The sequence below is a fragment of the Moheibacter lacus genome (assembly GCF_014042165.1).
GTDB lineage: Bacteria > Bacteroidota > Bacteroidia > Flavobacteriales > Weeksellaceae > Moheibacter > Moheibacter lacus.
In genome coordinates this window covers 1,165,217-1,184,633 of sequence record NZ_JACDZE010000001.1, presented here as the reverse complement: position 1 = coordinate 1,184,633, position 19,417 = coordinate 1,165,217, and the positions used below count along the sequence as shown (strand labels likewise).

The 19,417-nt window shown below is 35.4% G+C and carries 17 protein-coding genes and 1 pseudogene; 17 read left to right on the top strand and 1 reads right to left on the bottom strand.

Features of this window, described 5'->3' with window-relative positions:
* Positions 1 to 269 precede the first annotated feature (269 nt).
* Positions 270 to 950 carry a tetratricopeptide repeat protein gene (locus HU137_RS05475; protein ID WP_182042782.1) on the top strand — a complete coding sequence of 227 codons (681 nt, stop codon included), beginning with the start codon at positions 270 to 272 and terminating at the stop codon, positions 948 to 950.
* 614 nt (positions 951 to 1,564) lie between these two features.
* Positions 1,565 to 2,240, top strand: a pseudogene (locus HU137_RS13145) (IS1 family transposase).
* A gap of 111 nt (positions 2,241 to 2,351) precedes the next feature.
* Here the strand turns inward: HU137_RS13145 and rimK are convergent.
* On the bottom strand, positions 2,352 to 3,743 hold the full coding sequence (gene rimK, locus HU137_RS05465) for a 30S ribosomal protein S6--L-glutamate ligase (RefSeq protein ID WP_182042781.1): 1,392 nt from the start codon (positions 3,741 to 3,743) through the stop codon (positions 2,352 to 2,354).
* Positions 3,744 to 3,867: 124 nt separating this feature from the next.
* Between rimK and HU137_RS05460 the strand changes: the two genes are divergently transcribed.
* The 15 genes from HU137_RS05460 (at position 3,868) to HU137_RS05390 (ending at position 19,230) form a co-directional block, all read left to right on the top strand.
* Positions 3,868 to 5,187 carry a TolC family protein gene (locus HU137_RS05460; RefSeq protein WP_182042780.1) on the top strand — a complete coding sequence of 440 codons (1,320 nt, stop codon included), beginning with the start codon at positions 3,868 to 3,870 and terminating at the stop codon, positions 5,185 to 5,187.
* Between the two features lie 43 nt (positions 5,188 to 5,230).
* On the top strand, positions 5,231 to 5,899 hold the full coding sequence (gene tsaB / locus HU137_RS05455) for a tRNA (adenosine(37)-N6)-threonylcarbamoyltransferase complex dimerization subunit type 1 TsaB (protein ID WP_182042779.1): 669 nt from the start codon (positions 5,231 to 5,233) through the stop codon (positions 5,897 to 5,899).
* Between the two features lie 65 nt (positions 5,900 to 5,964).
* Complete coding sequence (locus HU137_RS05450) at positions 5,965 to 7,341, top strand: tryptophanase (RefSeq protein WP_182042778.1); 1,377 nt, start codon at positions 5,965 to 5,967, stop codon at positions 7,339 to 7,341.
* 109 nt (positions 7,342 to 7,450) lie between these two features.
* Complete coding sequence (locus HU137_RS05445) at positions 7,451 to 8,107, top strand: CBS domain-containing protein (protein ID WP_182042777.1); 657 nt, start codon at positions 7,451 to 7,453, stop codon at positions 8,105 to 8,107.
* Between the two features lie 9 nt (positions 8,108 to 8,116).
* Entirely contained in the window at positions 8,117 to 8,992 is an 876-nt protein-coding gene (locus HU137_RS05440) for an NAD kinase (RefSeq protein WP_182042776.1), read from the top strand.
* A 140-nt stretch (positions 8,993 to 9,132) separates the two neighbouring features.
* The gene (gene porG, locus HU137_RS05435) at positions 9,133 to 9,966 is read left to right on the top strand and encodes a type IX secretion system protein PorG (RefSeq protein ID WP_182042775.1); all 834 of its coding nucleotides are present in this window, start codon (positions 9,133 to 9,135) and stop codon (positions 9,964 to 9,966) included.
* Between the two features lie 8 nt (positions 9,967 to 9,974).
* The gene (locus HU137_RS05430; protein ID WP_182042774.1) at positions 9,975 to 10,727 is read left to right on the top strand and encodes an isoprenyl transferase; all 753 of its coding nucleotides are present in this window, start codon (positions 9,975 to 9,977) and stop codon (positions 10,725 to 10,727) included.
* Between the two features lie 25 nt (positions 10,728 to 10,752).
* Positions 10,753 to 13,311: an outer membrane protein assembly factor BamA gene (gene bamA, locus HU137_RS05425; protein ID WP_246361481.1), complete on the top strand. Its 2,559-nt coding sequence runs from the start codon at positions 10,753 to 10,755 to the stop codon at positions 13,309 to 13,311.
* A gap of 56 nt (positions 13,312 to 13,367) precedes the next feature.
* Positions 13,368 to 14,018: an OmpH family outer membrane protein gene (locus HU137_RS05420; protein WP_182042773.1), complete on the top strand. Its 651-nt coding sequence runs from the start codon at positions 13,368 to 13,370 to the stop codon at positions 14,016 to 14,018.
* Positions 14,019 to 14,043: 25 nt separating this feature from the next.
* Positions 14,044 to 14,562: an OmpH family outer membrane protein gene (locus tag HU137_RS05415; protein ID WP_182042772.1), complete on the top strand. Its 519-nt coding sequence runs from the start codon at positions 14,044 to 14,046 to the stop codon at positions 14,560 to 14,562.
* An 84-nt stretch (positions 14,563 to 14,646) separates the two neighbouring features.
* The gene (rfbC, locus tag HU137_RS05410; RefSeq protein ID WP_182042771.1) at positions 14,647 to 15,201 is read left to right on the top strand and encodes a dTDP-4-dehydrorhamnose 3,5-epimerase; all 555 of its coding nucleotides are present in this window, start codon (positions 14,647 to 14,649) and stop codon (positions 15,199 to 15,201) included.
* Positions 15,198 to 15,980, top strand: a complete 783-nt coding sequence (rfbD, locus tag HU137_RS05405; protein WP_182042770.1) for a dTDP-4-dehydrorhamnose reductase — start codon at positions 15,198 to 15,200, stop codon at positions 15,978 to 15,980. Before rfbC ends, rfbD begins: the two co-directional genes overlap by 4 nt.
* Positions 15,981 to 16,056: 76 nt before the next feature.
* Positions 16,057 to 16,980 (top strand): hypothetical protein, encoded by a 924-nt coding sequence (locus tag HU137_RS05400; protein WP_182042769.1) that lies wholly within the window; start codon positions 16,057 to 16,059, stop codon positions 16,978 to 16,980.
* Between the two features lie 49 nt (positions 16,981 to 17,029).
* The gene (locus tag HU137_RS05395) at positions 17,030 to 18,430 is read left to right on the top strand and encodes an O-antigen ligase family protein (protein WP_182042768.1); all 1,401 of its coding nucleotides are present in this window, start codon (positions 17,030 to 17,032) and stop codon (positions 18,428 to 18,430) included.
* Positions 18,427 to 19,230 carry a glycosyltransferase family 2 protein gene (locus HU137_RS05390; protein ID WP_182042767.1) on the top strand — a complete coding sequence of 268 codons (804 nt, stop codon included), beginning with the start codon at positions 18,427 to 18,429 and terminating at the stop codon, positions 19,228 to 19,230. The genes HU137_RS05395 and HU137_RS05390 overlap by 4 nt, the downstream gene beginning before the upstream one ends.
* Positions 19,231 to 19,417: the final 187 nt, after the last annotated feature.

The following is a 19,417-nucleotide window of genomic DNA, read 5'->3' as shown; positions in this document are numbered from 1 at the left end:
TATTCAATTCTTTTCTAATTACGCCTTCTCGATAATACATACGGATTTGATTTATAATTGTATTTTTGAGTATGTTTGAAAATGAGTTTAGGCACGGATTGCAAATCCGCGCCATCGGAGAATTATTACTCCTATGTATCCGCTCAACTCATATATTAATATTAATGTAGGTATGGACAATAAAGCAGCGGCAGGCAATGATTTGATGGGAGCTAATTATCTTGTACCAGTTATTTCTCCTTTTAATAAAATTATTAATACTCTTAATTATGAGGATAGTAAAAGCAATTCAATTTGTGTGTTTTGGTTTATTTTTAATAGTTAGTTCTTGTCAAAAGAGACAAAATGAACAAATATGTAGAGAAAAATTTTTTGCAAGTTATTTTACATTGTCAACAATGCCTAGCTATTCATACGATAAATACAACAATATACCTTTAAATATGCCGGACTCTGCTAAAATATATATCAACTGTATGATTAGACTATCTCCCGATAATTATGAAAATTACATTTGGCAAGCTAAAACTTATTTCATATTAAAAGAATATGATTCATTAATTTACTCAATGAAGAATACCCCTACTCCAATAGACCATGATTTTAACTACGCTTTTGAATCTCTTACTGGAATTGGTTATGAAAAGATTGATATGGGAGATAGTGCAAATCTTCATTATAGAAAAGCATTAGATATTATTGAAAAAACTAAGGATAAAATTCCTATGGATTATGCTTTCACTAAATATTTGATTGAAAATAATAATGCGAATTTTAAAATTCAACTTGAAAAAGTCATTAAGGATTTCCAACAAAGAAATCCCAACGACTCTATGTATAATATTTACTTGCGTGAAGTACAAAAAATTCCATTTGAACAAGGAAGAGAATTTATAATAAGTGATATTGTTAAAAGATATGATAAGTTATTTTATCAAACCCCTAATTAGGGCGACTCCGATATACCGTCAATACCCATAACTATGAAAAGATTATTTATAACATTATCTTTAATACTCAATATCATTGCGTTAGTATTAGTGATATATAAAAACAATAATTTGAAAAATAAAGTTAATAATGACGAGATTAAAATGTATGAATATCAAAAAATCGTTAATTTTTTGTACATAAATAAAACAGACTCATTACAAAATTATTTCGGCAGAGACTACATTATTTCATACCCTAATGAAAGTATTATTATAATGAAGTCTAAAAATCAGTATATTGATTTTTATGGAATACAAATAGAAAAAAATAATAATAAGATTTATAATATCCTATATTTTAAACCATAGGGTAATGTCCCACATGGGGTAGTGTTCCACATTGGGACATTTACCAAAACTCAAAACATAAGAAACTCATTTTCAGTTAATTTGGTGGTAGTGTTCCACATTGGGACATTTGCCAAAAACCAAAACATAAAGAATTCATTTTCAGTATATTTCAGAAAATGATTTAGAGAAACAAAGCCAGCCTTCGGGTTGGTTTTGTCATTTATAATTGCTTAAATAGCTTTAAAATCGTAATTATCGAATCTAATGTATCAGATTGGGACATGGAAAAATTGAATTGTAAATATTGTGAAAACCACTGTGTTAAAAATGGTTTTCACTCCAATGGGTGACAGCGTTTCAAATGCAAGTCGTGTGGGAGAAGGCAATTGAGCAATTACAAATCCAATGCCTATCGTGTCGATCTTAACGTTGATATTATTTCTCTGACCAAAGAAGGTCTAGGCATCAGAAGTCTGTCTCGGTATTTGAAAGTCTCTACGACAACAATTATCAGAAGAATAATTGAAATAGCCCGAACAATTAAGAAGCCTATGGTTTCATTTGCAAAGCAATATAAAATGGATGAACTCTGTACTTTTATACAACGAAATTCACGACAAATTTGGATTTGTTATGCCATAGAGAATTTCAAAACAAATTGCAGATTTCAGAATTGGCTCTCGGTCAAACAAAACACTTAACGGAGTTATCCAAACATTGATTTTATCAGAGGCTAAGCAAATCTATACAGATGGACTTAAGAATTACAAAACATTAATTCCTAAAGAAATTCATAAAACAAATCGGTTTGAAACCAATCACATTGAGCGTATGAATTTAAATCTACGAACTCATTTGAAAAGACTCAACCGCAGAACCATTTGTTTTTCTAAAAGTTTAATTATCATGATTGATGTTCTGACAATCTATTTTTGGAGTGGAAATACCGATTTCTGAATCGGAAAAATATACTAAATCTTCAATGAAGTGGTTCGACATTGGTTCGGTTTGGGGTACAAAAGGAGCTTTTTTAAGCTCCTTTTTTTATGCAGCTGATCAGGCGGATTTCTACCTTACTCTATTTTTCTTCACATAACGTTTGGCTACATTATTCTCGATGGCTTTGATCATGTCGACGGCTATATCCTTTCCGGTCGCTCCTTCTATTCCTTCCAGTCCCGGAGAAGAATTCACTTCCAACAACAATGGTCCTTTTGCTGAACGGATCATGTCTACACCCGCCACATCCAGTCCCATGGCTTTTGCTGCTTGAATCGCCAATCTTTTTTCTTCTTTTGTGATTTTCACCACAGATCCCGTTCCACCCAAATGAATGTTGGCACGAAATTCCCCCGGAGGCGCTTCTCTTTGCATCGCGGCCACTACTTTACCGTTGATCACGAAACATCGCAAATCTTTCCCGTTTGCTTCCTTGATGAATTCTTGAACCAAAATATTGGCATTCAGACTTTTAAAAGCGTTGATAACCGATTCTGCTGCTTTTTTGGTTTCAGCGAGAACGACTCCTTTTCCTTGTGTTCCTTCCAAAAGTTTCACGATCAAAGGCGAACCGCCGACCATTTTGATCAAATCATTGGTGTCCAAAGGGGAATTGGCAAAACCCGTAATCGGTATGTCCAATCCATTGTTCAACAATAATTGTAAAGAATACAATTTGTCACGCGAATGCGTAATGGCCGAAGAATTATTCAAAGCATAAACACCCAAAGACTCAAATTGCCGTGTCAACGCACATCCATAATAGGTCATGCTCGGTCTGATTCTTGGAATCACCGCATGAAAATCATTTAAAATACGACCTCCGCGATAATGAACCTCAGGCGTTTTGGCGTCCAATTTTATATAACATTGGCTGATGTTAAAAAACTCAATATGATGCCCCAATTGCTCACCAGCTTCGATGATGCGTTGGTTGCTGTACAATTCAGGGTTACTGGCCAGCAAACCGATTCTTAACCCTTGGACATTCTCATCTCCTTTTGTATAAAACTTTTCTGCATCTTCTTTGGCCAATTGCCCAAACAAAAAACTACTCTCAGGGTCGACCATCATTTTTCCCATCATGGCTTCTCTTCCCAAAAGCATCCTATATCCCATAGAATCTCTGTCCGTAAGCGAAACCTCAATCTCCCAACTCTCCTCTCCTACTCTCAAAATCGTTTTGACGACGTACCGAGACTCTCTGTTCCCGGTCGAACTTTTGATGATGCGTTTATCCACAACAGGTGCTTCACAATGCACCACTCGTTTTCCGTCAAATTGTAAAGGATAAACATCAAAGGACACCCAACTTTCGCCATTTCTTTGAAATGGTTGGATGTTGACCGCATGCAAAGCCGAAGTTTTGGCACCGCTGTCTACACGTACTTTTATAGTCGGAAGCCCCAATCCGGGAAGAGAAACCCATTCTTCACTTCCAGCCACCATTTTGTCGTTCATATCAGTTTTAAATTTAATACGAATATAATTGAAGAATTAGAAAATAAGATTAACCCAATGAAATCTTTGTCAATTTTGTAACAATTTAGATTAGTTTTATACCAATTGTTCAGTTGATCGAATTATGAAGAAAATCCTTTTTGTCCCAATTTTTATTTGCTTTATCAGCCTTTCTGCGCAAGAAAAATGGAGTTTAGAAGCTTGTGTGAATCATGCTACAGAAAATAATTTGACGATTATCCAAAATCGGATCAATGAAGAAATTTCTGAAAATGATTTGCAATACGCCAACAACCAATGGCTTCCTACAGCAAACGGTTATTTTGACAACTCTTTGACGCTGGGAACCAATCATCCCAGCATCGACAAAGGTTATCAACAATATACCAATAGTCTCGGTATTAATTCGCAAATCACGATTTACAACGGTGGACTTTTAAATTTAAACAAAGAAAAAGCCAATTTGGTCGTGGATTCCTATCAGTTCCAAACCGAAACTGCTATCAATGATATTTCACTTTTGGTCATCAATTATTACCTCAACATCGTTTTGAACAGAGAATTATTGATGATTGCTGAAGGAAATTTAGCTGTTACAGAACAACAATTGGATCGCTCACAGAAATTATTTGACAACGGACGCATCGCCCGAGCTGATTTGGTTCAAGCGGAAGCCAATGTCGCCCAGGATAAAAAAACTGTTGCCGATGCAAAAATCGAAGTCGATCGCGCTTTATTTAACCTTTCCGTTTTATTGCAATTGCCTGATTACCGAGAATTTGACATCGAAACCGTCAACATTTCTGATGATATAAAGATGGGGCTTTATGATTTGAACCAAGTTTTGGCTACGGCGTACGCAGAGCAACCGGCTGTTAAAAAAGCAGAAGTAGATTTGGAAACCGCCGGAAAAGACATCGAAATTGCCAAAACCGGATTTTTACCAACGATCACAGGATCTTATAATTTCGGGACCAGTTATGCCGATTATTTTAACAAAGGTTTGGTGGCAGATGCTTGGCTCAGCCAATGGCACGATAACCTGACAAACGTTTTTGGGGTTCAAGTCAACATTCCGATTTTTGAAAAATTCAACAACAAACTCAACGTTCAAAAAGCCCAAATCAGTGAATCACTTGCGCAAAATAATTTGGAACAACAAAAACAAACCATCAGAGAAAATGTACAAGAAGCATATTTCAATGCCAATGCTTCTTCCATCGCTTTTGAAACCGCCAAAGAAAGCGTAAGATCATCTGAAATTTCGGCTGATTTTGCGCAGCGAAGCTTTGATGCCGGCGTGTTGAATATTTATGATCTGAACATCGCCAGAAATAATTTGGTGGTAGCGCAATCTCAAATGGCTCAAGCCAAATACAATTTCATTTTCCGCATGAAAGTGCTTGATTTCTATGCCGGAATTCCATTGACGGAAGGTTTGTAATAAGCCGTTTATTTCGATTAACTTTGCAATAAATTCAAAACAAATGACAATCCTTCATTTGGAAACTTCCACCAAAAACTGTTCGGTATCCATTTCCCGAAACAGCGAATTGCTTTGCCTTTGTGAGGAATATGACAACAACTACGGACATGCTGAAAAGTTGCACCAGTTTGTGAATTGGGCTCTGGAAGGTGCAGAAATTTCATTAAACGAAATAGATGCGGTTTGTGTATCCAGAGGACCTGGAAGTTATACCGGATTGCGAATAGGCGTTTCGGCGGCAAAGGGATTTTGTTTTGGACTGAACATTCCTTTGCTTTCATTAAATTCGTTGGAAATTCTGGCACAAAGTCAAATTGACAAAGGTTTTGATTTAATCATCCCGATGATCGATGCGCGGCGTATGGAAGTTTATACGGCTAAATTTGATGGAAGTGGAAATCAAATTTCTCAAATCGAAGCCAAAATCCTAGATGAAAGTTCTTTTCGAGAATGGGCTGATAAAAAAATTGTTTTCATAGGTGATGGCGTTGAAAAGAGCAAAGAAATTTTGAATTTACCGAATGCTTCCTTCATCGAAGGCATTCATCCTTCTGCAAAAAATATGATTCGAATAGCCGAAAATAAATTCGCCCAAAAAACATTTGAAGACGTAGCTTACTTTGAACCTTTTTATTTGAAGGAATTTGTGGCTGGACCTAAAAAACTTTAAACTCCAAACCTGAAACATTCAACAAAGAATCCCTAATTTTAACCGCACACAAAAAAACAAACCATATGGAATTACCTTGGGTAGAACCCTATAAAATCAAAATGACTGAAGATATTTACATTTCAACGCGCGAAGAACGTGAGAAATGGATCGAAGAAGCCGGTTATAATTTGTTTAACCTGACGAGTGATAAAGTTTTTGTAGATCTACTTACCGATAGTGGAACGGGCGCAATGTCCGATAGACAATGGGCTGAAATGATGGTAGGAGACGAAAGTTATGCCGGTTCACAGTCCTTTTTGAAACTTAAAAAAGTGGTGAATGAAATATTGGGATTGCCCCATGTTTTACCAACGCATCAAGGACGTGCGGCGGAAAATGTTTTGTTCAGTGTTTTGGTGAAAGAAGGAATGGTTGTTCCGGGAAATTCTCATTTTGACACGACCAAAGGGCATATTGAATTCAGAAAAGCACATGCGGTGGATTGTACGATCGACGAAGCTTTTGACATCCATGATTTGCATCCATTTAAAGGAAATATCGATTTGAATAAATTGGAAGAGGTTTATAAATCGCATCCGAAAGAGCATATTCCTTTCTGTTTGGTCACCGTTACTTGTAATACTTCTGGCGGGCAACCGGTTTCTATGGAAAACATCAAAGCGGTGAAGGCTTTGTCAGATCAATACGGAATTCCGGTTTATTTCGATGCGGCGCGTTTTGCAGAAAACGCTTATTTCATTAAAGAAAGAGAAGCCGGCTATCAAAACAAAACCATCAAAGAAATCGTGAAGGAAATGTTTTCTTATGGAGAAGGATTTACGATGTCTGCAAAAAAAGACGGATTGGTAAATATCGGAGGATTGCTTTGTCTGCGTGATGAAAGTCTTTACAGAACTTGTGGAAATTTCGGGATCATTTACGAAGGTTATTTGACTTATGGCGGATTGGCGGGACGCGATTTGGGAGCGCTGGCGCAAGGATTGATGGAATCTACGGAACATCCTTATCTAAAAGCGCGTATCAGTCAAGTGGAATATTTGGGCAATAAATTGATCGAATTTGGCATTCCGGTTCAGAAGCCCATAGGTGGTCATGCAGTTTTTGTGGATGCTTTGAGTTTTTTACCCAATGTACCTCGCGAACAATATACAGCCCAAACTTTGGGAATCGAATTGTACAAAGAAGCCGGTGTACGGGGTGTAGAAATCGGAACTTTATTGGCTGACCGAGATCCTGAAACCCGATTGGATCGTTTTCCTAAATTGGAACTTCTTCGATTGGCGATTCCGAGAAAAACCTATTCGTACAACCACATGGATTACATCGCTGTTGCGCTGAAAAATATTTACGATAGAAGAAATGATATCACTTCCGGATATGAAATCGTATGGGAATCTCCGATTTTGAGACATTTTACAGTGGAATTGAAGAAAAAATAACCCTAACCCTCTCCGATGGAGAGGGTATTTTTTTAAGTCAATGGAAATAAATTTTCAGTTAATCACTAATTCCTTTTTACTATTCTCTTAATTCCTATCTTTGTAAAAGATGATCGTAACAGACTACATCAGTAAAGACTTTATTCCACCCAAACTCAACCAAACCGTTGGGCATGGTTTGGAATTGATGAGAGAATTTGGGTTAACGCATGTTCCGGTTTTCGAAGGATTGGGTTTTGTGGGCATGCTTTCAAGAGAGACTCTGGAAGATTCTGAAGTTGAAATAAAACTTTCCGAATTAAAAGATTTCGCCGAATTCTTTTATATGACAGAAACCGGTTCTTTACTAGATGCAGTTCAAAACTTTCACAATCATACTGCCAATGTTTTGGTGGTATTGAACACAGAACTTCAATATTTGGGTCTTTTGATGATGGAAGATGTGATCTCAGGATTGTCAACATTGCCTTTTATTTTTGAACCCGGCGCAATTATGATCGTAGAGGTTTCGCAGAAACAATTTTCCATCAGCGAAATAGCAAAAATTGCGGAAAGCAATAACGCAAGAATCATAGGACTTTTCATCACTGGCTATCAGGAAGATAAAATCCAAATTGCGATCAAATTGATTTCTGATAATTTGGTTTCGGTAAGTGAAACTTTTGAACGATTTAATTATTCGGTTTTATATAAGTTCTTCAATGATGAAAAAGAGGATTTGATGAAAGACCGATTTGATATGTTGATGAAATATTTAGATATTTAATTTCAATTGATGAAAGTAGCGATTTATGGCTTGAAGGCTTCGGTAGAGCAGAAAAACTCATTTTCAGCATTTTTCGCTGAACTTCACCGTAGAAACATCAGTTATACTGTCGAAAAAGAATTCCAAAAAATACTGAAAGAAGAACTTTCCATCCATTTGGATTCAGAGACATTTTCCTCTTATGAAGATTTACAAAAATCTGTCGAATTGTTTTTCACATTTGGCGGTGACGGAACCATCTTAAGTGCTGCGACCATTATACAAGACAAAAACATTCCGGTGGTAGGTGTAAATACCGGGAGGTTGGGATTTTTGGCCACGATCAATTTGGAATTTTTATTGGAAAGCCTAGAAAACATATTTTCAGGCAATTACAAAATCAGCAGTCGTTCGCTGATAGAAGTCCATTCTGAAGATACTGAAATCGAATTTCCATTTGCATTAAATGAAATTACGGTCACGCGAAGAGAAACGACCAGTATGATCACGGTAGACGCTTATGTCAATGGGGAATTTCTAAATTCTTATTGGGCAGATGGTTTGATCATTTCAACTCCGACGGGCTCAACCGGATATTCCTTAAGTTGTGGTGGCCCAATCGTTCATCCGGAGAACAATACGTTTATCATCACAGCAATAGCACCGCACAACCTGAATGTTCGGCCGTACATGATTTCAGACCATTCGATTTTAGATTTAAAAATTCACAGTCGAGTTGGCGAATATTTCTTATCGCTAGATGCGCGGAACAAGCCATTGTCTACAGATGTGAAATTACAGTTAAAAAAAGCGAAATTTAAAATAAAAATTGTGGAGCCTAACGACAAAACCTATTTGATGACATTGCGGGAAAAGATGTTTTGGGGCTCAGACAGAAGAAATTAAAATTAGAATTTTTTCATAATTTTTGTTAAAGCATATAGCTGCCGAGCATATTTGATTATATTTGTCGCTTATTAGAAAAAATGTGCAACAAATTTGTTATTTTTCCGTTCAATTTTTGCACATCTATTCTTAATTAAAATATGAAGAATCTACTTATTTTAACACTCGGGCTATTTTTTTCTTTGTCAATTGCACAGAGACATGAAATCGGAATATTTGCAGGAGGAGCAAATGTGATCGGAGACATTGGTAAATCCAATTATATCAATCCCATGCCGGTTTCATATGGTTCAGAATCTTTAGCCGACAGAATTCCTTTTGCAGTAGGAGCGTTATACCGTTTTAATTTCAACCCTTATATGGGTGTGCGCTTTAATGGAATCTACAGCCGCGTAGTTGGGGCAGATGCCAGCGCTCCGGAACAATATAAAAAACAGCGAGATTACGCCTACAAAAACAATATAATCGAGGGTTCACTAGTGTTTGAATACAATTTCTTTGACATCAACGATGAGCATGGAAAGAAACATTCGCCCTATATTTTTGCAGGAGTAGGTGCATTTCTTTATGACAAAGCACTTTACACAGTAGAAAACACATTTGCCAGAGATGAAAACGGTGTGATTTTAGACCCACCAACTTTGGCAACTGATATCTCTACCAGAACAGAAAAAGAAACGAAATTTACCTTTCCTTTTGGAGCAGGTTACAAATACAAATACCGTCAATTTGTCGTATCTGCAGAAGTAGGATTCCGCTATACTTCAACGGACAATCTCGATCATAGTTTTGCAAGTACTGAAGATTTTACATTTAATTCAGAACCAGGACTAAATGAACAGGAAGTGACTGATTTAAATTCAAATATCATCAAATCCCGACAAGTTGGAAACATGTCCAATACTGACTGGTATGTCTTTACCGGACTTACACTAACCTACACATTTGGACGCCCTCCATGTTATTGTGATTAATCCTCTACATGAATCAAACCATTACAGATACTATTGATCTCCATAACTTACCTCAACATGTCGCCATCATTATGGATGGAAACGGACGTTGGGCGAAAAATCAAGGGTTGGAAAGAACTTTTGGTCATCAAAATGCGATCAAATCGGTGCGTTCGGCGATCGAAAGCTGTGGAGATTTAGGCATTCCCTATTTGACTTTATTTGCTTTTTCAACTGAAAACTGGAACCGTCCCAAACTGGAAGTTGCTTTTTTGATGAAATTGCTTTCCAAAACCATTGCATCTGAAATCCAAGAATTGCATGAAAAAGGAATCAGATTGATGGTCATTGGCGAAACCGAACCTTTGCCTGACTATGTAAAAAAACCATTGCAAAAAGCAATAGATCTAACCAAGGACAATAAAAAAGCAACTTTAAACATTGCTTTAAATTATGGTTCCCAAGCGGAAATTTTACGTGCAACCCAAAAAATTGCACAAAAAGTTCAAGATGGTGAACTCAGCCCAAATGACATCAACTTCAGTATTTTTGAAGAAAATTTATATACCTACAACATACCCCAAGTAGACTTGCTCATCCGCACCAGCGGAGAATTCAGAATCAGTAATTTCCTTTTGTGGCAAATTGCTTATGCTGAATTGTATTTTACGGACGTTTTATGGCCCGACTTCCGAAAAGAGCATTTCTTAGATGCCATTTCCAATTTTTCTAAAAGAGAAAGGCGATTTGGTAAAACTGGCGAACAGATCAAAACAGAGTAATAGAATTATGCGAAAAGAAGTGATTATGAGGAACTTATATGCAATCATCCTTTTGAGTTTGAGTGGAATATTGTATGCCCAGGAAGATTCCTTGACAGTAGAAAAAGATTCTATATTAACTGAAACCATGCCGGTACTTCCTACCGTGCCCAGTCAGGATATTTCACAGGCCGGATATACCAATCCGCAGACATATATGTTAGCCGATTTAGAGATCAGTGGAGAAAGTAAATTCACCAAAAACCAAATCATGCGTTTTACAGGTTTGCGTTTGGGTGAGAAACTGGAGATTCCAGGGACAAAAATCAACAATGCCTTAAAGAAACTATGGAAATCCAATCTTTTTTCTGATGTGGATCTATACGTTTCCAAAACCGAAAGTGATAAAATCTATCTACGTTTACATTTAGTAGGGCTTCCTGAGTTGGTCGAAGCCAAATTTAACGGCATCAAAAAAGGAAAAAGAGAAGATTTTACCAAAGAACATAAGTTGGATCCGGGTGTGAAAATCACCAGTAATTTGAAAAATCAAATCAGGAATTCCATCAAAGGTCATTATCTGGAAAAAGGATATCCTGAGGCCAAAGTAGATTTTATCGAAAAGAAAAAAGAAGAAGATGCCTCCAAAATTGATTTGGAAATCAATGTAGACAAAGGCGAAAGAGTTAGAATCAAAAGCATCGATTTTGAAGGAAACAATGAGCTTCGTGATGGTCAATTGAGAAGAAAAGCGATGAAAGGTACCAAGAAAAAATCCATCAATTTCTTCAAAAGTTCGAAATTCAATCCTACCAAATACCGCGAAGATTTAAAAAATGTCATCGAGGAATACAAATCCATCGGATTCCGTGATGCCAAAATCATCTCTGATACCGTGATTAAAGTTGACCCCAATAATATCGCCATCAAAATAGAAGTGGAAGAAGGAAAGCCTTACTATTTGGGTGATGTAACTTTTACCGGAAATTCCGTTTTCCCAACGGAGATTTTGGAAAGAAAATTTGCTTACCAAAAAGGAGATCGATATGATGCGGTTGGGATTCAGAAAAAAATCAGTGGATCTGAAAAAGATGATGATATTTCTACGATGTACATGGACCGCGGATATTTGTTCTCACAAATGATTCCGATAGAGAAAAACGTAAAAAATGACACCATCGATTTGGAAATCAAAATCATAGAAGGTGAACCTGCTTCTTATAACCGTGTTACATTTAGCGGAAACGATGTGACTTATGACCATGTTATCGCAAGAGAATTAAGAACAAAACCGGGTGATTTATTTTCCAAAACCGAAATCAAAAGGACTTTATATGAATTGGCAGCTTTAGGCTATTTTGAGCCAACTCAAATCAATCCTGATATCCAGCCAGACCCAGAAACCAATTCTGTTAACTTAAATTGGGAGTTGGTACATAAAAGTTCCAGTCAAGTAGAACTACAAGGAGGTTATGGAGCCGGAACCTTTTTGGGTACACTCGGATTAACATTTGGGAATTTCTCGGTACGAAATCTCTTCAATAAAGACGCTTGGAAGCCAGTTCCTATGGGAGATGGACAGTCCTTGTCTCTAAGAGCACAAGCCGGACGTGGTTACCAAAACTTTAGTGTTTCCTTTACAGAACCATGGATCGGAGGAAAAAGACCTACTGCACTTTCTACCTCAGTTTATTATTCTCGATACAATTATCGTGATGTTTATGGTCAAGAAGCAGCGCTGAATATCATCGGTGCGACGGTAGGTTTAAGCAAATTATTGACCTGGCCGGACGACTGGTTCAGACTTTCACATTCTCTTTCTTATCAACGTTATAATTTTGACAATTATGCATTGACCGTAGGTGATTTGCAATATGAAAACGGATCTTCCAATAACTTTAATTACACTATAGGTTTGACCCGAAATTCTTCCGGACCAGATCCGATTTTCCCACAAAACGGATCGGACATGAGTGTTTCCTTGACCGTAACACCTCCTTATTCTTTATTGAATGGGAAAGATTATTCGACTTTGGAAGATGTAGAAAAATTTGAGTGGTTGGAATATTACAAAGTTAAAGCACGCGCTTATTGGTACAAAGAATTGGCCGGTAAAATGGTCTTAAAAATCGGAGGTGAATTTGGGTATTTAGGAAGTTACAACAGTGAAGTCGGAACCATTCCATTTGAGAGATTTTATTTAGGTGGAACAGGTTTGATGGGGAACCGATTTGATGGTCGTGAAATCGTGCCATTGCGTGGATACGATGATTCGACTCAGTCCGGAGGAACCGCAGACGACATCACACCGACCGGTGGTGGTAGTGTTTATGACAAATTTACTTTGGAATTGCGTTATCCGATCACGATGGGTCAACAAGCCAAAATCTTTGCACTCGGATTTGCTGAGGCCGGAAACACTTGGTTAGACACCAAAGATTTCAAACCATTTGAGTTAAAAAGGTCTGCGGGAGTAGGTGTCCGTATATTCATGTCAGCATTTGGGATGTTAGGATTTGACTTTGGATATGGATTTGATAACACCATGTACTCCAACGAACCGTCAGGATGGCAAACCCACTTTATTATTGGACAACAATTTTAAAAAACGTATTTTTGCCAAATCTGTTATGGCATAATTTTCGATAAAACGACAACACGATGAAAAATTTATTATTGACAATTTTAATTTTTGGAGCAACAGTTTCTTTGTCGGCGCAACGATTTGGATATGTGGACACGGATTATATTTTGGAAAATCTTCCATCTTATAATGATGCACAACAAATGCTGAAAACGCAAACTGAACAATGGAACAAAGAAATTCAAAATCGTCAGAACAATGCCAACAAAAGACAAGCTGATTTCTTGAATGAAAAAGTCCTTTTGACAGAAGATCAAATCAGAAAAGAACAAGAAGAAATAGACCGTGAATTTCGTGAGATCAAACAAATTCAAGAAAAAAGATATGGTCAAGATGGCGATTTGATCAAATTGAGAAAATCACTCGTAAAACCGATTCAGGATCAAATCTATGTTGCTGTTGATGAAGTTGCAAAAAAAAGAAACTATGGTTTCATTTTTGACAAAGGAAGTGATTTGATCATGGTATATACAGACCCAAAATTTGACATCAGCCGCGAAGTACTATTATTATTGAACCCAAATGCAGTTGAAAAGCCAAGCAAAGGAAACAGTTCAAATAGTTCAAACGGTAGGACAAGTAATTCGACTAAAAAATCAAATTCGTCTGGAAAAAGCACTTCCCGATCTGGAAGTTCAAAAAGCAATTCAAACAATTTAAAAAAATAAACACTTAAAATTAATAATAACTGAAATGAAAAATTTGAAATTATTTGTAGCATTTAGCTTTATATTATTGGGAAGCTTTGCAGTTTCTGCACAGGATTTCGGCGTAGTAAACGTAGAAGAAGTACTTTCCTCTTTCCCTGAAAAAACTTCTGCTGATGCGCAGTTAGATGCTTTGGTACAAAAGCACCAAGCTGAAATCAAAAAACAGCAAGATGCGCTTCTAGCAATCGAAACTGAAGTTCAGTCTAAAACAGAAGGAAAATCTCAAGCTGAGATTCAAGGAATGATGACAGAATTGGAAGCCAAACAAAAAGATTACATGACTAAGCAACAAGCATTGGTTACTTATCAGCAAGCTGCTGCAAAAGAATTGGGCGAAAAAGAAAACACATTATTAAAACCAATTGAAGACAAAGTAAAAGCTTCTATTAACAAAGTTGCTGCTGCAAAAGGTTTAAAATATGTAATGGAAAAATCCATCTTGCTTTATTCAAACGGAACCGATATCACTGCAGATGTGAAAAAAGATTTAGGAATTAAATAAATTCATTTTAATTCAAACTTAAAAAGCCGTTTTTGTATCTACAAAACGGCTTTTTCTTTTTAAATTCGAACTTTAAATCAAAAAATGAAGTTTAAAGAAACCATATTAAAAGGCTGTTTTGAGATAGAACCTCAACTTTTTGCTGATGAACGTGGATATTTCTACGAAAGTTACCACTTAAAAAAGTTTCAAGAAAACACCGGAATCGACATCCAATTTGTACAAGACAACGAGTCCAAATCCAAATATGGTGTCGTGCGTGGTCTTCATTTGCAAAGAGGAGAATTTGCACAAGCCAAACTCGTCCGTGTCCTTTCCGGAAAGATTTTGGACATAGCGGTGGACGTCAGAAAAGATTCACCTACTTATGGTCAATCCATTGCGGTTGAACTCAGCGATGAAAATAAAAAACAACTCTTCATCCCAACCGGATTCCTACATGGCTTCTCCGTTTTAAGCGATGAAGCGGTCGTTTATTATAAATGTGATGCTTTTTATAACAAAGCCTCAGAAGATGGTGTAAATCCTTTGGACATGGATTTACAAATCGATTGGCAAATTCCGAGTTCGGATATGCTTCTTTCGGAAAAAGACCGACATGCCAAATCATTTCGTGAACTAACGCCTGTATCTCTATGAAAAAGGTTTTGGTAACGGGTGCCAATGGTCAATTGGCAAAATGTCTTCAGGATGTTGTAACAGAAAATCCTACCTCTAACTATCAATTTCTATTTTTGGATCGAAGCCAATTGGATGTTTCCAGAAAAGAATTGGTCGAAACTTTTTTCTTTTCCAATCAAATCGATTTTTGTGTGAATTGTGCAGCTTATACGGCTGTGGATTTGGCAGAAAATGAAGCCGAATTGGCTTTTAAAGCCAATGCTGATGCGGTGAAATACTTGGCAGAAGAATGTGCCGAACAAGGTGCTACACTTTTCCATATTTCGACCGATTATGTCTTTGACGGAAAAAGCCGAGAACCTTATTTACCAGAAGATAAACCGAATCCGATTAACGTTTATGGCAAATCAAAATTGGAAGGAGAACGATGGGCACTAGAATTAAACCCCAGAACTTTTGTCATCAGGACTTCTTGGGTGTATTCGCCTTATGGCAAAAATTTTTATACAACCATGCTCCGATTGATGGCGGAAAAAGATGAACTCAACATCGTAGCCGATCAAATCGGAAAACCGACAGATGCACGTGATTTGGCGCAATACCTATATGACTTGATTGTATCGGAAAATCATAACTACGGCATCCATCATTTTTCAGGCCCTGACCAAATGTCTTGGTTTGAATTTGCACAAAAAATCGCCAAAGAAAACGGCTTCACCACCCAAATCAACCCAATTCCTACATCTGAATATCCGACACCGGCTAGAAGGCCGATGTGGAGTGTGCTGGGGGATTAGGCTATCAAAGGAATTCCCTCTTTTTTTTGATAATGATAATTCTGTTATATTTGCCCAACTTGTAATATTAATTAAGATGACTACAAATTCTCACCAAAACTCAGATTCTCAAGAAATAGATTTATCATATTTAACTAAAAAGTCTATCCATTTTATTGACCATTTAGGATATTCGATTTATAAATTTTTTAGATTTTTAACAAGAAACATCATCATAATTTCTATTTTAATTATTCTTGGAGCTATTTCAGGTTACTTTTTAGATAAAATCATGGAAAAAACCTATAAGCAAGAGATAATCGTAATTCCTAATTTTGGTAGTTTAAATTATTTGTATAGTGAGATTGAAAACAAGAAATTTGAAGAAGGTCCAATTTCTACTGTAGAGATCAAGCCGGTTGTTGATATATACCAATTCATAAATGATGGCAATAATAATTTGGAAATTGCCAAATATTTGAGTGAAAACAATATTGAATTAAAAAATTATGAAGAAGGTTCAAATGTTGAGAAATTATATAAATATCATTTAATTACATTAACTACAAAAGGCAAAGATTTGGATCGTAAAATCGTAAATGATTTTATTACCAACATCAATCAGGAAAAATATTACATAGAACGTCAGAAAGTTGAACAGAAAAACATAGAAAAAGAAATTGCAGAGATAGATTCTTCTGTTACTGAAGTGAATAGGATTTTACAAAAAATAAGTTCTCCATCTGTAAACAGCTCTGATATGAATATAGAGATGTATGCTGATTTAAATGATTTGATAACTGGTAAAAAAATATTAATAAGAGATTTAGGAAAATTAAATCTTCAAAAACTAGAACAAACTAAGGTCATTTATGATGCGGCTATTTTTCCAAATATTGAAGTAAATAAACTTCCTAAAACCATTTTATTACCAATTATTTTATTTGGAATTTTCCTATTTGTAGCTTTACTTAAGGTCCTTTTTATTAAATACAAGACGAAGGAATACCAAAAAGCATAAAACTAAAGATGCTTAAATAAATTCTCTATATGTCATAAATTCACCTGATTTGTCACTTCGTAAAATATATACAATATTATTTGCACTAGGGGTGTTTTTTATTCCTTTTAATGAATTTGAAGGAATGTCTTTTCTGGGTGAATATAGCGATGAGTCGGCAACTTATTTCTTTTTGATAGGATTTGTTTTTGTAATTATAGAAAGTGGCATAAAGGGAAAATTTAGTTTTCCATACAGAAACTCTTTGTCTATCCTATTAATTTGTTTTATTCTCTGGACGGTTTTATCAGCATTAATCAATTTCGAGACGATTTCTACCAGTTATTTCAAACACACTTCCGGGATAAGCAGATATATAAGACAGAGTATTTCCATGTTAATTTCTGCTGTAATCTTCACGATATTATTTTGGAATGTGATAAAGAACTACTCTGTCATGAATATATTTCTTTTCATTCGGAAAATTTTTCTCTTTAGTTTCATTTTTGTATCAGTATATGGTTTTATAGAAATAGCCATTGTTTTCTTTGGAATGAGTTTCCTAATTCCTGTATTAGAATCATTTGATATATTCCCTTTTGTTAACACCAGTTTAAGCATAGGAAGAAGACTTGGAATTTCATCAATTACATTTGAAATCCCTGCTTTGGGCACATATTTACTCACAATCCTGCCATGGATGGTTAGTTATATATTTACTGAAAAAAAGGTATATAAATATATCCCTTTAGGGGTCATCTTAGTTTTATTATTCTTTTCAGATTCTAGGTCGGCACTAATTATTATATCAGTGCAATTATTAGTACTATTATTCCTTTTCATATATGATATTAGGTTTAGAGCAGGCACGATCAGAATTTTAAAATATGGAGTAGTTTTGATCTTCCTCCTTACATTGTTTAAGTCTGAGCAAATAATTAATACCTTTTATGAAAAAACAGATCGCATAAATTTCTCCAAAAACCTAACAAAAAATGTATCAAACAAGTCAAGATTCGGCATGCAATACGCTGCTATACAGGTATTTAAAGAAAATCCAATCACCGGAGTAGGAATAGGGCAGCTAACCTATCATTCAAGAGATCATTACCCCTATTGGGCTACTGTAAATAATTATGAATATGATCTATTTTACAAAAATCAAAATCTCAAATCCTTTCCTCCAATCTATAATTTTCACATACGTGTAATAGCAGAATTAGGTCTAATTGGAATAATTATTTGGTTAAGCCTCTTATTCTTAACGATATACTACTCTCTCCTATACTGGAAATTTTCTTCTAATCAATATCGATTCATAGGTGTAATTTTACTACTTTCATTTATTGGACTATCAATAAATTGGTTACAAGTTGACCACTTTAAACAATATGGATTTTGGCTTTGTCTTATATTATTAATAAAATGTAGATTAGATTTCAGAAAAGATATTTCAAATCAAATCAAATGACACAAACTACAGAGTTAAAAATAACTGTTGTTATACCATGTTACAATGCATCTAAAACAATTAATAAGTGTATTGAATCCGTAATTAATCAAACCTACAAAGCAGACGAAATTATTCTTATCGATGATTGTTCTACAGATAATACTTGGGAAGTTTTAAAAGATATCCAAAAATATAATAATCATTTAATTGAAATAAAACTTACGAGTACCGGTAAAAATTCTGGGCCTTCAGTCGCAAGAAATATCGGTGTCAAAATGGCCAATACCAATTGGATTGCATTTTTAGACTCAGATGATTATTGGGATAAAACCAAATTAGAAAAACAAGTTGCTATTTTTCACAAGGAAAAAAATGTAAAATTGATTTCCTGCGCATATAAAAAAAAGAAACTGCCTGATTCAGTTCCTTATCAAGAAATTAACTTCAAACAAAGCTTTATTAAAAATTATTTTGAAACACCAACTGTATTTGCTGAGAAAAAAGTTCTTGAGGAATTTCCCTTTAATCCAGATCAGAAACATTCAGAAGATTATATGGTTTGGCTGAAAATAACTAAAAACTATAAAGCTATTTGCTTAAATGAAATATTAGCTTTTTGTGTATTGGATAAGAATCCTTATGGTGAATCTGGACTTTCTCAAAATATTTGGAAAATGGAAAAAGGAGAATTGAGCAATTTTAAAATACTATATAAAGATAAGGACATAAATTTTTGGGAATATCTGGCTTTTTCTTCTTTCTCTTTGCTGAAATTTTTCAGAAGATTTTTGATCGTAACCAAACGCAATTTATTTTGAAATTAAATCAAAAAAAGAATTCAATCTGAAAAATCCTCCCTATTTAAATTAATTTTATTATAACTCTTAACTTGAGTAACCATTGAAACAATTAAACAAAATATACAATTTCATATTTTCTCTTTTCTTTGCTGTGATTCCATTTACGGAACATTTTCAAGCAGCACCCAATATAATATTGGGAATA

Bases quoted from the DNA above. Each gene is read 5' to 3' on its own strand.
- HU137_RS05475 (WP_182042782.1), top strand. From the start codon at position 270: ATGAGGATAGTAAAAGCAATTCAATTTGTGTGTTTTGGTTTATTTTTA.
- rimK (WP_182042781.1), bottom strand. From the start codon at position 3,743: ATGAACGACAAAATGGTGGCTGGAAGTGAAGAATGGGTTTCTCTTCCC.
- HU137_RS05460 (WP_182042780.1), top strand. From the start codon at position 3,868: ATGAAGAAAATCCTTTTTGTCCCAATTTTTATTTGCTTTATCAGCCTT.
- tsaB (WP_182042779.1), top strand. From the start codon at position 5,231: ATGACAATCCTTCATTTGGAAACTTCCACCAAAAACTGTTCGGTATCC.
- HU137_RS05450 (WP_182042778.1), top strand. From the start codon at position 5,965: ATGGAATTACCTTGGGTAGAACCCTATAAAATCAAAATGACTGAAGAT.
- HU137_RS05445 (WP_182042777.1), top strand. From the start codon at position 7,451: ATGATCGTAACAGACTACATCAGTAAAGACTTTATTCCACCCAAACTC.
- HU137_RS05440 (WP_182042776.1), top strand. From the start codon at position 8,117: ATGAAAGTAGCGATTTATGGCTTGAAGGCTTCGGTAGAGCAGAAAAAC.
- porG (WP_182042775.1), top strand. From the start codon at position 9,133: ATGAAGAATCTACTTATTTTAACACTCGGGCTATTTTTTTCTTTGTCA.
- HU137_RS05430 (WP_182042774.1), top strand. From the start codon at position 9,975: ATGAATCAAACCATTACAGATACTATTGATCTCCATAACTTACCTCAA.
- bamA (WP_246361481.1), top strand. From the start codon at position 10,753: ATGAGGAACTTATATGCAATCATCCTTTTGAGTTTGAGTGGAATATTG.
- HU137_RS05420 (WP_182042773.1), top strand. From the start codon at position 13,368: ATGAAAAATTTATTATTGACAATTTTAATTTTTGGAGCAACAGTTTCT.
- HU137_RS05415 (WP_182042772.1), top strand. From the start codon at position 14,044: ATGAAAAATTTGAAATTATTTGTAGCATTTAGCTTTATATTATTGGGA.
- rfbC (WP_182042771.1), top strand. From the start codon at position 14,647: ATGAAGTTTAAAGAAACCATATTAAAAGGCTGTTTTGAGATAGAACCT.
- rfbD (WP_182042770.1), top strand. From the start codon at position 15,198: ATGAAAAAGGTTTTGGTAACGGGTGCCAATGGTCAATTGGCAAAATGT.
- HU137_RS05400 (WP_182042769.1), top strand. From the start codon at position 16,057: ATGACTACAAATTCTCACCAAAACTCAGATTCTCAAGAAATAGATTTA.
- HU137_RS05390 (WP_182042767.1), top strand. From the start codon at position 18,427: ATGACACAAACTACAGAGTTAAAAATAACTGTTGTTATACCATGTTAC.